At 72.6% G+C, this 13,051-nt stretch carries 10 protein-coding genes; 1 reads left to right on the forward strand and 9 read right to left on the reverse strand.

All coding sequences use genetic code 11. The annotated features are described in order from the left end of the window. Positions 1–3 precede the first annotated feature (3 nt). The 9 genes from IPQ09_30170 to IPQ09_30210 form a co-directional block, all read right to left on the reverse strand. Positions 4–1,152, reverse strand: a complete 1,149-nt coding sequence (locus IPQ09_30170; GenBank protein ID MBL0198414.1) for a phospho-N-acetylmuramoyl-pentapeptide-transferase — start codon at positions 1,150–1,152, stop codon at positions 4–6. Continuing rightward, positions 1,149–2,612: a UDP-N-acetylmuramoyl-tripeptide--D-alanyl-D-alanine ligase gene (locus IPQ09_30175; protein MBL0198415.1), complete on the reverse strand. Its 1,464-nt coding sequence runs from the start codon at positions 2,610–2,612 to the stop codon at positions 1,149–1,151. Before IPQ09_30175 ends, IPQ09_30170 begins: the two co-directional genes overlap by 4 nt. Then, a complete protein-coding gene (locus IPQ09_30180; protein MBL0198416.1) occupies positions 2,613–4,151 on the reverse strand; it encodes a UDP-N-acetylmuramoyl-L-alanyl-D-glutamate--2,6-diaminopimelate ligase in 1,539 nt (512 codons plus the stop codon). Next, a complete protein-coding gene (locus IPQ09_30185) occupies positions 4,148–6,229 on the reverse strand; it encodes a transpeptidase family protein (protein ID MBL0198417.1) in 2,082 nt (693 codons plus the stop codon). The genes IPQ09_30180 and IPQ09_30185 overlap by 4 nt, the downstream gene beginning before the upstream one ends. Then, entirely contained in the window at positions 6,226–6,672 is a 447-nt protein-coding gene (locus tag IPQ09_30190) for a cell division protein FtsL (protein ID MBL0198418.1), read from the reverse strand. Before IPQ09_30190 ends, IPQ09_30185 begins: the two co-directional genes overlap by 4 nt. An 8-nt stretch (positions 6,673–6,680) precedes the next feature. Further along, complete coding sequence (gene rsmH, locus IPQ09_30195; protein MBL0198419.1) at positions 6,681–7,565, reverse strand: 16S rRNA (cytosine(1402)-N(4))-methyltransferase RsmH; 885 nt, start codon at positions 7,563–7,565, stop codon at positions 6,681–6,683. Positions 7,566–7,708: 143 nt separating this feature from the next. Next, positions 7,709–8,152: a division/cell wall cluster transcriptional repressor MraZ gene (gene mraZ, locus IPQ09_30200; GenBank protein MBL0198420.1), complete on the reverse strand. Its 444-nt coding sequence runs from the start codon at positions 8,150–8,152 to the stop codon at positions 7,709–7,711. 438 nt (positions 8,153–8,590) lie between these two features. Then, entirely contained in the window at positions 8,591–9,739 is a 1,149-nt protein-coding gene (locus IPQ09_30205) for an acyl-CoA dehydrogenase family protein (protein ID MBL0198421.1), read from the reverse strand. 141 nt (positions 9,740–9,880) lie between these two features. After that, a complete protein-coding gene (locus IPQ09_30210; protein ID MBL0198422.1) occupies positions 9,881–10,984 on the reverse strand; it encodes a S1 family peptidase in 1,104 nt (367 codons plus the stop codon). Positions 10,985–11,291: 307 nt separating this feature from the next. Between IPQ09_30210 and IPQ09_30215 the strand changes: the two genes are divergently transcribed. Beyond that, a complete protein-coding gene (locus IPQ09_30215; GenBank protein ID MBL0198423.1) occupies positions 11,292–13,031 on the forward strand; it encodes a hypothetical protein in 1,740 nt (579 codons plus the stop codon). The last annotated feature ends 20 nt before the right edge of the window (positions 13,032–13,051 follow it).

The raw sequence follows: 13,051 nt of genomic DNA on the forward strand, positions 1-13,051 counted from the left end.
TCGCTACCTGACCTTGAGGCTCGAGAGCGCCACCAGCGCGAGGAGCACGCTGATGATCCAGAACCGAACGATGATCTTGGGCTCGGCCCACCCCTTCTTTTCGTAGTGGTGGTGGATGGGCGCCATGAGGAACACGCGCTTGCCCGTGAGCTTGAACGACCCCACCTGCACGATGACGCTGACCGCCTCGAGGAAGAACACCCCGCCGAGCACGATGCTCAGCAGCTCGTTCTTCGTGAAGACCGCGCACATGCCGAGGCCGCCGCCCAGCGCGAGCGAGCCGACGTCGCCCATGAAGACCTGCGCCGGGTACGTGTTGTACCAAAGGAAGCCGATGCCCGCGCCGACCACGGCGCCGCAGTAGATGGAGAGCTCACCCGCGCTCGCGATCCCCGGAATGTCGAGGTACCGGGCGACGACGAGGCGCTGCGAGACGTTCGCGATGCCCAGGCTCGCGCCCGCTAGGTACGCCCACAGGAGGTAGGTGCCGCCGTTGATGATGACCGGGCCGATCGCGAGCCCATCGAGCCCGTCGGTGAGGTTGACGGCGTTCGACCACGCGACCACCACGAAGATCGCGAACGCGACGTAGACGTAAATGGGGAGCGTGATCGGGTGCTTGTCGAACGCCAAGAACGGCACGGACAGCCGCGCGCGAATGGCCCACCAGTCGGCCGGCACGGCGCTCTGCTTCAAGAACACGTACGAGAGCACGCCGCCGCCCACGAGGAACTGGCCGAGGAGCTTGAACCGCCCGGGGACGCCGCGCGTGTTCTTCATCTTGATCTTCAGGTAGTCGTCTAGGTACCCGATGACGCCGTAGCCCGCGGTCACCGCGGTCGTGGCCCACACGAACGGGTTGTGCAGATCGCACCAGAGGATAGTGGGCACGAGCACGCTGAGGAGGATGAGCGAGCCGCCCATCGTGGGCGTGCCCTGCTTGATCCTGTGGGACGCGGGGCCGTCGTCGCGCACGACCTGGCCTATCTGCTTCTTCTGCAGCTCGCGGATGAACCACGGCGCGAGGAAGAACGAGAACAGCATGGCCGTGAGCGTGGACATGATGATCCGGAACGGCACGTACCGGAGCACGTTCAGCCACCCGAGCCAGTCCGCGTGGGTGCGAAGCGGGAAGAGGTACTCGTAGATCACGCGGGCTCCGGGGAGGTGCCCGGCGCGCCGAACGAGCGTGCGAGCGCGGCGACGACGCGCTCAGTGGCGATGCTGCGAGACCCTTTCACGAGCACGATGTCGCTCGAAACGACCACAGAAGTCACGAAAGTGGCGGCTTCTTCTGCGTCAATGAAGTCAAATGTAGGTACGCCGGCGGCCCTCACGATCGCTGCGGTGCGGGAAATCAAGCCTCCGCACGAGACGAGGAAGTCCACCCCGGCCTCGAGAACCCTCGCGGCCAAGGCGTCGTGCTCGCCCTCGGCGAGGGCACCGAGCTCGCGCATCTCGCCGAGGACGGCGATCTTGCGGCGGCCTGCCCCCTGCTCCGCGAGCGCGGCGAGCGCGGCCGCCATGCTGCCGGGGTTGGCGTTGTACGAGTCGTCGATGACCCAGGCGCCGTTGCCGAGCACGACGAGCGAGCCGCGGCCGTGGAGCTCCGCGCGCGGGACGGCGGCCTCGATGTCGGCGGCGGCGAGGGGCGCGCCGAGCGCGGCCTCGGCGGCGGCGAGGGCGGCGAGGAGATCGATCGCAGCGTGCTCGCCGAGCAGCGGGAAGCGCACGCGCAGGAGGCGAGGCGTGTCGCTGGCCCGCGCGATCGTGAGCACGGATCCGTCCCGCGGCTCCACGGCGCGCTCGAGCAGGCGGTAGTCGGCGCTGGCGGCGCGGCCGAAGGTGACCACCCGCGCTCCGGTCGAGCGGGCCCGCAAGGTCTCGAGCGTGTCGCAGTCGGCGTTCAGCACCGCGACGCCGCCCGGGCGGAGGTGCGCCACGAGCTCGCCCTTCTCCTGTGCGACGCCCGCGCGCCCGCCGACGCCCTCGGAGTGGGCGACGCCCACGTTGGTGACGATGGCGACGTCGGGCCTGGCGGCCGCGGCCATCGCGCGGATCTCGCCGGGGACGCTCATGCCGAGCTCGAGCACGGCGAAGCGGTGCTCCGCCTCCACCGTGAGCGCCGTCGCCGGCATGCCGACGCGGTTGTTCAGGTTCCCGCGCGTGCGCTGCACTGTGCCCACGCACGCGAGCAGCGCCGCCGTGAGCTCCTTCGTGGTGGTCTTGCCCGCGCTCCCGGTCACACACACCGTACGCCGGGCGGGCCCCTCTTGCTCCCGCCACGCGGCGAGGTGGGCCTCGGCGAGCGCGGCCCAAGCGACGAGGGTGTCGTCGACCTCGACGACCGCGCTCTCGCGGACGCTCGCGCCCCGTCCTCGCGCGCACACGACCACGGCCGCGTGGCCGTCGACGCTCGCGAGGAAGTCGTGGCCGTCGAGCCGCTCACCCACGAGGGGGACGAAGAGCCCACCGGGCCGCGCGCGCGCGATCCGCGAGTCGGTGGTGAGCCCCTCCGCGACGACCGACGGCCCTCGGAGCGCGCCGCCGGTCACGCGGGCCACCTCGGCGGCGGTGAAGCGCGCCCGGTTGCTGGGGATGGGCGTCGCCACTCAGGTCCCCCGCCTCGCGGCGAGCGCGCGCCGCGCCTCCACGCGGTCGTCGAGGTCGTGCCGAACGGCGCCCACGATTTGGTAATTTTCGTGTCCTTTCCCGCAGATAAGAACGATATCTCCGGGCCGTGCGGCGTGCACCGCCGCGGCGATGGCCTCGCGGCGATCGAGCACCACCACGTAGCCCCGAGGCGCTTCAGCGAGCTCGCTGAGCGCGATCCGCGTGAGGCCGGCCGCGCGCACGCCGACCTCCACCGCCTCGGCGATGGCTTCGGGCGCCTCGCCCCGTGGGTTGTCCGAGGTAACGACGGCGAGGTCGGCGCCACGCCCCGCGGCGCTCCCCATGGGCGCCCGCTTGGTCGGGTCACGATCGCCGCCGCAGCCGAAGACGCAGATCACCCGGCCCACGCGGAACGGGGCGAGGCTGTCGAGCGCGCGGGCGAGCGCGTCGGGGGTGTGCGCATAGTCGACGAGGACGCGCACGTCGTCGGCGTCCTCGTCGCACCGCTCGAGGCGCCCCGGTGCGCCACCCTCCTCGCCGAGCGCGCGCGCCGCGTCGGCGGGGTCGACGTCGAGCGCGAGCGCGATGGCGAGGGCGACGAGGAGGTTCTCCACGTTGTGGAGCCCGAGCAGGCGCGAGCGCACCTCCACCTCGCCGAACGGCGTGCGCGCTCGCATCTGCACGCCTTGCGGGCCGAGGTCGAGCGTGGTTGGCGCCACGTCGGCGTCGGCCCCGGGCGTGCGGCGGACGCGCAGCAGCGGACAGGTCACGCGCTCCGCGAGCTCGGCGCCGAAGGGATCGTCGACGTTGACGACGGCCGCGCCCGGGCCGAGCTCCGTGAAGAGGCGCGCCTTCGCGTCGCCGTACGCCGCGAACGAGCCGTGGAAATCGAGGTGGTCCTGGGTGAGGTTCGTGAAGGCCGCGACGCGGAAGCGCACCGCCTCGACGCGCCCCTGGGCGAGCGCGTGCGACGAGACCTCCATCGCGACCGTGGAGGCGCCTCGCGTGCGCATCCACGCGAGGACCCGCGCGACCTCGTCGGCCTCGGGGGTCGTGTGCGTCGCCTCGACGAGCGCGCCTGCGAACCCGTGCCCCACGGTGCCCAGCGTGCCGCACGACGGGCGCCCGAGCGCGCCGTCGAGCGCGGCGCGCACGAGGTGCGTCGTGGTGGTCTTTCCGTTGGTCCCCGTCACGCCGACCACGTCGAGCGCGAACGACGGGTGGCCGTACACGGCGGCGGCCGCGTAGGCGAGCGCACGCTGAGGATCGTCGACGCGCACGACGGGGACGGCGAGCGGCGGCAGGGCCGCGCCTTGGGCAGCGACGATGGCGACCGCGCCGCGGCGGACCGCGTCGGTCGCGAACCCCGCGCCGTCGGCCGAGGCCCCGCGCCGCGCGACGAAGAGATCTCCGGGCCCGACCGCGCGCGAGTCGTGGTGCACGCCGGTCACGAGGATCTCCGACGCGCCGCCGGGCACCGACACGTCGCCCGGCACCTCGCGCGCGACGTCGGCGAGGCGCATGCCCCCGTGCGTCATGAGCCTGGCTCGAAGACGAGGCGCACGGCGCTGCCCTTCGGGACGGGCGCGCCGGGCTGGGGGTTCTGCCGAACGAGGCGCCCCGTGCCCTCGATCTCGGGGACGAGCCCAACCGCCCCCACCGCGCGCACGGCGTCGCGCGCGCCGAGGCCGCTCGCGTCCGGGACGCGCACTGTGTTGGGTGGCGGCGGCCCCATGGTGGCCGACTCCGACGGCGGGTCGGCGGTGGTCTTCGGGCGGAGCGCGGCGAGCGTCACGTCGGCGGGATCTCCGGTGCGCGACACCGCGCCGATGCGCGGGGCGGAGTGGGTGGGCGGCACGCCGAGGTACCGCAAGCTCGACTCGGCGACGCGCCGGAAGACGGGGCCCGCGAGGTCGCCGCCGTAGCGGCCGATCATCGGCTCGTCGAGGACGACGGCGACCACCAGGCGCGGCTTCTCGGCGGGCACGAAGCCGACGAACGACGCGGTGTACTTGTCGTCCGAGTAGCGACCCGTGGCAGGGTCGACCTTCTGCGCGGTCGAGGTCTTGCCGGCCACGCGGTAACCCTTCATCGCCGCCTCGACGCCGGTGCCGCCCTCTTCGACGACCGCGGTGAGCATCTCCGACATCATCTTCGCGACGTGCGGTGGCACGGCCTCTCTCCGCACGTGAGGGGGCCACTCCCGCACGATCCCGCCGCGCGCGTCGGTGATCTTGCGCACCAAAATGGGCTCCATCAGCTTGCCGCCGTTCGCGATGGCGGACATCGCCACCGCGAGCTGCACGGTGGTCACGCTCACACCCTGCCCGAAAGACGCGTTGGCGGTCTCGACGTCGTACCAGGGGCGCCCGCGCGGGCGGAGCACTCCGGCCGCCTCGCCCGGGAGCGGGAGGCCCGTGGGCTCTCCGAAGCCGAAGCGCCGATACCCGGCGTAGAGCGCCGGCTCGCCGAGGTTCAGCGCGATCTTGAGCGTGCCGATGTTGGAGCTCTTCGCGAGGATCTGCGTCGGCGAGAGCCACTCCGACACGTGGGTGTCGTGGATGGTGACGTTCGCGAGCTTGAACGTGCCCTTCTCGCAATAGATCTGCTCTGTAGGCTTCAGGGAGCCCGCGGCCAAGGCCGTGGAGAGCGTGAACACCTTCATGACCGAGCCAGGCTCGAAGCGGTCGGTGACGACCCGATCGCGCCGCGCCTCGACCGACGAGTCGCCGTAGTCGTTGGGGTTGAAGCCCGGCGTGGACGCGAGCGCGAGGATCTCCCCGGTCATCGGGTCCATGACCACGAGCATGGCGCCCTTGGTCTCGTAGGTCCGCTGCGCCACGTCGAGCTCGCGCTCGACCACGTGCTGGATGCCCTCGTCGACCGCGAGGTGGAGGTCGTGCCCCGCGAGCGCCTGCTCGTTCGTCGCGCCCTCCGAGAAGATCAGGCGCCCGGCGCGATCGCGGAGTCCGTGCACCTCCTCGACGTGCCCGCGGAGCTCCTCGTTCAGCGCGAGCTCGAGGCCGTCCTTGCCCTCGCCGTCCGGGGCGACGAAGCCGAGCACCGACCCCAAGAGCTCGCGACCCGGGTAATAGCGTTTGCCCTCTCCCTCGATCGCGAGCCCCTTGACCGGCTTCTGCCCCGGCGCCTGCGCCTTCGGATCGCCGAGCGCGCGCACGGCCGCCGCCTCGTCGCCGGGGATGCGCCGCTTCAGCCAGATGAACCGGCGGCGCGACACGAGCTTCTGGCGGACCTCTTCGGGGTCGAGTTTGAGCGCCGCGCCGATGCGCGCGGCGGCGTCGTGGATGACCTCGGCCTGCGCCGCGGGCTTGTCGACGCCGCGGAGCAGCTCGACGACGTCGACGGTGACGCTCGGCACCTCGACGCTGACCGCGAGCGCGGCGCCGTTTCGATCGTGGATGCTCCCCCGCTTCGGCTCGACGTGAAGTCGCCGCTGGCGCTGGTTCTCGGCGGTCTCGCGCCAGGACCGGCCGTCCTCGACTTGCACGCGGTACGCGCTGGAGACGACCCCGCCGACGCCGACGGCCATGATCCCCGAGAGGATGCCCATCCGCAGGCGCATCCACCGCGCGCGCTCCGGCGGCAGGTTCTTCACGGCGAGCTCTCCCGACCGTCCCGACCGTCCCGACCGTCCCGACCGTCCCGACCGTCCCGACCGTCCCGACCGTCCCGACCGTCCCGACCGTCCCCTTGCGCGGTCTTCCCGCTCGCAGGCGGGCGCTCGCGCGGGTCTTCCTGACGGTCGACGCGGTCCGGCGTGACGGGCGCGAGGATGACCACGCGATCGGGCGTCGGGGGCTCCATGCCGAGGAGCGTTCGCGAGACCATCTCCACGCGCTCGGGCGTCTGGTAGCTGGCGGACTCGAGCTCGAGCACGCGCTTCACCTCGCGCAGGCGCGCCTGCTCCGCGCGGCTTCGGCCAATCTCGTAGCCGAGCGCGACCGTGCGGCCGCGGAGCGCGAGGTGCACCACGAAGGCGCTCGCCGTCGCGAGGACCGCGAGGGTCCACATGACGAGGAAGGTTCGTGAGCGCTTCACGCTCCGAGTCATGGTTGGCTCCGATCGGGGGGGGCGCCCTCGTCGGGCACGAGCCGCGCGGCGCGCAGCTTCGCGCTCCTCGAGCGCGGGTTCGACAGGCACTCCTCGTCGCCGGCCATCGAGGGCCGCTTCGTGAGCGCCGAGAGCGGGCCGCCGATGAACGCCCGCTTCACGAGGCGATCCTCATGGGAGTGGAAGCTCAGGACCGCCGCCGTGCCGCCGATCTCGAGCACGTCGGGGAGCGCGGCCAGCAACGACTCGAGCTCGCGCAGCTCCTCGTTCACCTTGATGCGAAGCGCCTGGAAGGTGCGCGTCGCGGGGTCGACGCCGCCGACGCGGGCGGGGCCTACGGCACGGACGATCGCGCGCCGCAGGTCGAGCGTCGTCACGAGCTCGCCCGCGTCGTGCGCGCGCTTCACGCTCCGCGCGATGCGCCTCGAGCGGCGCTCGTCGCCGTACCGGAAGATCACGTCCGCGAGCTCCTCGTCGGAGAGCTCCGCGATGACGTCGAGCGCCGTGGCGCCCGAGGTCTGGTCCATGCGCATGTCGATCGGCCCCTCGCGGCGGAAGCTCATCCCGCGAGCCGCCTCGTCGAGCTGGGGCGAGCTCACGCCGAGATCCGCGCACAGCCCCTGGACGCGCCCGACACCGAGCTCGGTGAGCGCTTCACGCACGCGGCCGAACGTGGTCTTCACGAGCGTGACGCGGTCGCCGAAGGAGGCGAGGCTGCGCCGGGCAGCGTCGAGCGCCACGTCGTCGCGATCGAACGCGATGACGCGGACGTCGGGCGACCGCTCGAGGAGCGCGCGCGTGTGTCCGCCGCCGCCCAGCGTGGCGTCGACGAAGAGGCCCCCGCTGTCGGGCGCGAGCGCGTCGCACACCTCGCGGAGCATGACCGTGGTGTGCTCGAACTCTTGCGGCAAGGCGTCCTCCAGGGGATCGTCGGTCCAGACCCACTCCACCTCTCCGCTCGCGACGTCGCCGTCCGCGGGCACGTCGAGGCCTGGCAGAGCCAGCTGCTTGACGGGCGCGCCGGTCACAGGCCGAGCTCCGCGAGACGCGAGGCGATGACCTCTCGCTCGTCCTCGGTGGTCTCGAAGTGGGTCTTCCAGGTGGCCCGATCCCACAGCTCCGCGTACTTGCCGGACCCCGCCCAGAGGACGTCTTTGGCGAGCCCCGCGTGCTCCCTCAGGGTCGGCGGGACGAGGATGCGCCCAGACTCGTCCACGTCGCACTCGACCGCGCCGGAGACGTAGATGCGGCGGAGCTTCTGCACCGCGCGATCGAACTGCGGCAGCTTCGCGAGGCGCTCCTCGAACGCGGCCCACTCCGGCGGCGTGTAGGCCACGAGGCACGGGTCGAGGCCGCTCGTGAGGACGATGCGGCGCTCGGAGATGGACGCGAGGACGTCACGGTACCGAGCCGGCAGGCTCGTCCGTCCCTTCCCGTCCATCGTGTGCTCGTACCGCCCGCGAAACACGCCGCCCTCAGCTCCCCGAAGTCCCCGCTACGGGCGCCGATGGGGTCGGCCTGCCGTAGCTTGGTACTTCTTGCCACTTCATCCCACTTCAAGGGCCACCCTATGGAGTTCGCGGTCGGGGTGTCAACAATCGCGGGTGCTTTGTTGCCCACAAGCTAGGACATGTGCGACGGGGCGCTGCGCGAGCGCCGACGGCGCGCGTGTTCAGGGCCATGAGGACCTTATCCATGGTGCGCCATGGTGCGTGGGGTGGGCCAAGCTCCCGGCGCGCGACGGCGGCTGCGCCAAACTCTTGGACGGCGCCTCCGCGGGACAAAAACGAGGCGCGCCCGAGACGTCGAGCGTCATCGGGCGCGGAGGGCGACACGCGTTCAGCCTGCGCGGTGGTCAGCTCGCTGACCAGCCTCGCCGACCCTCGCGTAGGGATCGAGTTGCGCGTCAGGGGGCGAGCATGTGCTTCGCGATGACGAGGCGCTGGACCTCGCTCGTGCCCTCGCCGATCTCGCAGAGCTTCGCGTCGCGCAGGTGCCGCTCGACGGCGAACTCACGCGTGTAGCCGTAGCCGCCGTGGATCTGCAGGGCCTTGTTGCACGCTCGCGACGCCGCTTCGCTGGCGAAGAGCTTCGCCATCGACGCCTCGCGCGAGTAGGGCTGGCCGAGATCGCAGAGCCAGGCCGCGCGGTACGTGAGCAGGTGGGCGGCGTCGAGCTCGGTCTTCATGTCGGCGAGCATCCACTGGATGGCCTGAAACTCGGCGATCGACTTCCCGAACTGCTTGCGATCCTTCGCGTAGGTGACGGCCATGTCCAGCGCGCCGTAGCCGAGCCCGAGCGCCATGGCGGCGATCGAGATGCGGCCACGGTCGAGGATCTGCATCGTGTCGATGAAGCCATGGTCGACCTCGCCCACGCGGTTCTCGTCCGGCACGCGCACGTCCTCCAGCGTGAGCTCGCACGTGTCGCTCGACTTGCACCCGAGCTTCTCGAGGTGCTTCGACGCGGAGAAGCCGGGAGTGCCGTGCTCGACCACGAACGCGGTGATGCCGCGCTGCTTGGACACGTTGGGGTTCGAGTGCGCGAGCACGACGCAGAAGCCGCCCACGCTGCCCTGCGTGATGAACATCTTGGTCCCGTTCAGGACCCACGAGCCGTCGTCGGCGCGGCGCGCCGTGGTCTGCATGCCCGCCGAGTCGCTCCCCGAGCCGGGCTCGGTGAGCGCCCAGGCCGCCAGCCACTCTCCCGACGCCGCCTTCGGGAGGTACTTTCGCTTCTGGGCCTCGTTTCCGAACGCCAGGATGTGGCCGGTGCCGAGGCCGTTGTGCGACGCGACCGTCAGCGCGGACGAGCCGTCGACGCGCGCGAGTTCCTCGACGCAGATCGCGTAGCTGGTCGTGTCCATCCCCGAGCCGCCGTACTCCTCCGGGATGCGAATGCCGAGGAGGCCGAGCTCCGCCAGCTTGGGGACGAGCTCCCGCGGGAAGCGCTCTTCCTCGTCCCACGCGCGCGCGTGGGGCTGGATGTGGGCCTTCGCGAACTCGCGCACGCTGGTCCGCAGAAGCTGGTGGTGCTCGGAAAAGGTGAAATCCATGAGGGTCGCGGGGGCTCCTTTGACCCAGGTTCATAGGGGCCCCTGCCGACCTCGGTCAACGTGGAACGCGTGATCCTGCGCCGCAGGCGGCTCGCGCGAGCTGCCCCCCCTGCCCAGCGCCTCCGACTCCGCCGTGGGAGGTCACCGGGTCGCGACGCACACGGAGCCGCCCATGAGCTTCGTGCAGTGGTAGCCATTGGGGCAGCGATCCCCGGTCCCGCAGGGCCGGCTGCAGTACCCGCCCGTTCCGCGGGCGATGCACACCCCCGCGGCGCAGTCCGCGGCCGTGGCGCAAGCGCCCCCCACGTCGGTCGGCGGCTTCGCCTTGCCGCCCGGCTTCGCGGGCTCGCCGGTCCCTGCGTCGGCGGCGCCCCCGGCCTTGGGGTCGGGCTCCCCGGCGGCCCGGAGGGCCTCCTCGAAGAGCCACTGGTACGCGTCCGTGCGCGTGTACACGTTGTGCACGTTCGATCCATCGCAGCGCGGCCCCCCTCGCGACACGACGCCCACGACCTCGCCGGTGTCGTCGTCGAGCGCGGGCCCACCAGAGTCCCCTTGGCAGGTCGCCTCGCCGACGAGGAACTCCGCCGGGCTCACCGAGAGCACGCGCACGTGATCCCGCAGGAGCTTCTGGCCTAGCGCGCCGTCCGAGGGGCGACGGCCGAAGCCAACGGCGCGCACAAAGTCTCCCGCGGCGACGCCGGTGGCGCGCACTCCCACGGGCTTCACCCCGGCCACCGGACGATCGAGCACGAGGAAGGCGATGTCGGCGTCGCAGAGCGTCGCGCCCGACGGAGCGACGACGCGCCTCCCTCGCGCCGCCTCCCTCGCGCGCTCGACGGTCTCGCCCACCAACACCGAGATCGTGGCGGGATCGCGCGCGCCCAGCACGTGAACGCCCTGCGGCGGGCACGCGATGCGCTCCGAGGTGCGCGCGACGCAGTGCCGCGCCGTGAGCACAAGCTTCGCCGACACGAGCGTGCCGGAGCAGAGCCCCTCGCCCCCGAGGTCGAGGGCCACCACGGCGGGATCGCGCCCCCGATCGGGCACCCCACGCACGATCTCGACGGTCGACACCGCCACGCCGGCGTCCGCGCCCTCCTGCGCGGCCGGCAAGTCGACCGCCCGATCGACCCCGCCGCACGCCGCTGCCGCCACCACCAGCAGCCCGACCGTGAGCGGCCGCGCCCCCGACACCGCCGCCGAACCCACGAGCGCTGCCCACCGATTTCCAGACCCGTTCTGCATGTGAGACCTCCTTCGGGCGGCGCCCTTGCGCGGGCCGTGCCGCCCCAGAACGGCGTAATCCTTCGAACGTGGCGCGGGTGGCGCGCGTCCGGGACGGCATCGAGGCGGCCGCGGACGGCCCCGGCGGTGCTCGTGAACCTGACGTGAGCCCCAAGGGGTGAACCAAGTCGACGGCGAGCCCGAGCCGTAGGCGAGGTCTCGCCGTGAACTCGTGATGACGCTCGAGCGCGACACCGCGCAGATCCCTCGGCATTTTCGCGAGGTTCGGGCGGGGCACCGTCGGCACGCAGGTTGCTCCTCTTCAAGCGTGGCACGCGCTCCCCTCCCCTCCTCGCTCGTCGCTTCCCTCCTCGCCGTCGGCGCGGTGCTCGTCGCGCACACGCCCTCGGCCGCGCGCGCGAGCGGGACCCTCGGTACCTCGTCCCGTGGTGTGGCGCCCTTGGCCGTCCGCGTCGCGGTCGCGAGCGATGGCGCCCGCACGACCCGCTGGCAGATGGCGGTGCTCCCCGCCGGCGAGCGCGTCGCGTGGCTCGTCCCCGCCCGGCCCGGAGCGTCGATCGACCTGGCCGGGGATCCGCTCTTCGCGGCGCTCGACGAGGCCACTCGGGTCCGCGTCCTGCGACCCATCGGCACCACGGCCGGCCCGTCCACGACGGCGTGCGGCGCCGAGGGCGACCACGAGACCGTCCGCGACGAGGTGCCCACGGAGCGCGCCACCCCCGAGCCAGGCGCCCCCGTTGTGCTCACGAGCGGCGCCGAGCTCACGCGGTTCGCATCGGACCGGGGCCTGCACCTCCCGCAGGGGTTCGCGTCGCTCGCCTTTCGAGACGGCTCGATGGTCGTGGCCATCACCTTCGCGCCCGGCGCACGCCCGTCGAGCACGCCCGTGCTCCGCGTCTCCGACGACGGCCCGCCGGCGCTCCCGCTCTTTCTCACGCGCGCGACGAGCGGCACGCTCCCGGTGACCGCATGGGTCGTGGCGACATCGCCGGTGCAGATCGGCGCGCCCGTCTCGCTCCCGCCGAGCGAGCTCGTGTGGGACGAGCGCGGCTCGAACTACCTCGCGGCGCGGGAGCAGGTCGTCTCGGCCTACCGGGGCTTCGGCTTCCTCACCGAGGCCGCGAGCCACGATCTCCTCTTTGGGCCGCGCGACGCGCTCCCCAGCGGCGAGCGCCCTCGCCCCCTCGTCCAGACGTTCGCCGAGCGCGTCGCTCGCACCCCTGCGGAGGCCACCGCATGCGCCGACGCCCTCGGGCGGCTTCGCAACGCGCCGCTCCGGTTCGGGGTCGCCTGCCCAGCGGGAGCGCTCGGTCGAATCCCGGGCGGCTCCACGCCGCCGTGCGCGGCCACCCCCGGCGACGTCGACCCGGTCGTCGCGACCTGCGGCACCTCCGACGACGACCTCGCCCTCGCGCTCTCGGGAAAGCGCATCGAGTCGCTGAGCGTCACTCGCGCGTACGGCCTCATCCCCGCGGGCGGCTTCGGGGCGCTCGTGGGGTACCAGGAGGCGGCCGCGCGGTCAGGCGTGATCGAGAGCCAGCGCTTCGACCCGCTGTGTCTGCCGCAGCCCCCGCCCGGCGCCACGAGCCCCTCTCCCGTGCCTCCGGGGAAGGCCACGCCGGCACCGCGCTCCCCCGACTCGCCGCAGGAAGAGCCCGTCTACTACGAGAGCTCGGGCTGCTCCGGGAGCGCGGTCGTGGTCGACACGAGCTCCTCGAGCGACACCAGCTCCTCGAGCGACGACTCGTGCGGCGGAGGCACCGACACGAGCAGCTCCTCCGGCTCCTCCGACTCGAGCGACCCGGGCTGCAGCGGCGACACCGTCGGCGGCGACAACGACTCGGCGGGCGACGCCTGCGCGAGCGACTCCTCCTCCTCGTCCAGCGACTCGTGCTCGAGCGGCTCGGGCGGCGGCTCGGACTGCGACGCCGACGCGAGCCTGCGCTCGCGTCCACGAGGGAAGAGCCCGGTCTCACGCGCAGCGCTCGCGCTCTTCGCGCTGGCCCTCCCGCTGCGCCGCCTCTTTCGACGGCGGGAACGCGAGTAAATTCGAGCACTTGCAGCGCA

It is taken from the genome of Myxococcales bacterium (assembly GCA_016720545.1).
In the GTDB taxonomy this organism is placed as follows: domain Bacteria; phylum Myxococcota_A; class Polyangia; order Polyangiales; family Polyangiaceae; genus JAAFHV01.

What these genes read in the sequence shown, in the direction of transcription:
- IPQ09_30210 (MBL0198422.1), bottom strand. Translation starts at nt 10,984, where the DNA reads ATGCAGAACGGGTCTGGAAATCGGTGGGCAGCGCTCGTGGGTTCGGCG.
- rsmH (MBL0198419.1), bottom strand. Translation starts at nt 7,565, where the DNA reads ATGCTCCGCGAGGTGTGCGACGCGCTCGCGCCCGACAGCGGGGGCCTC.
- IPQ09_30180 (MBL0198416.1), bottom strand. Translation starts at nt 4,151, where the DNA reads ATGACGCACGGGGGCATGCGCCTCGCCGACGTCGCGCGCGAGGTGCCG.
- IPQ09_30205 (MBL0198421.1), bottom strand. Translation starts at nt 9,739, where the DNA reads ATGGATTTCACCTTTTCCGAGCACCACCAGCTTCTGCGGACCAGCGTG.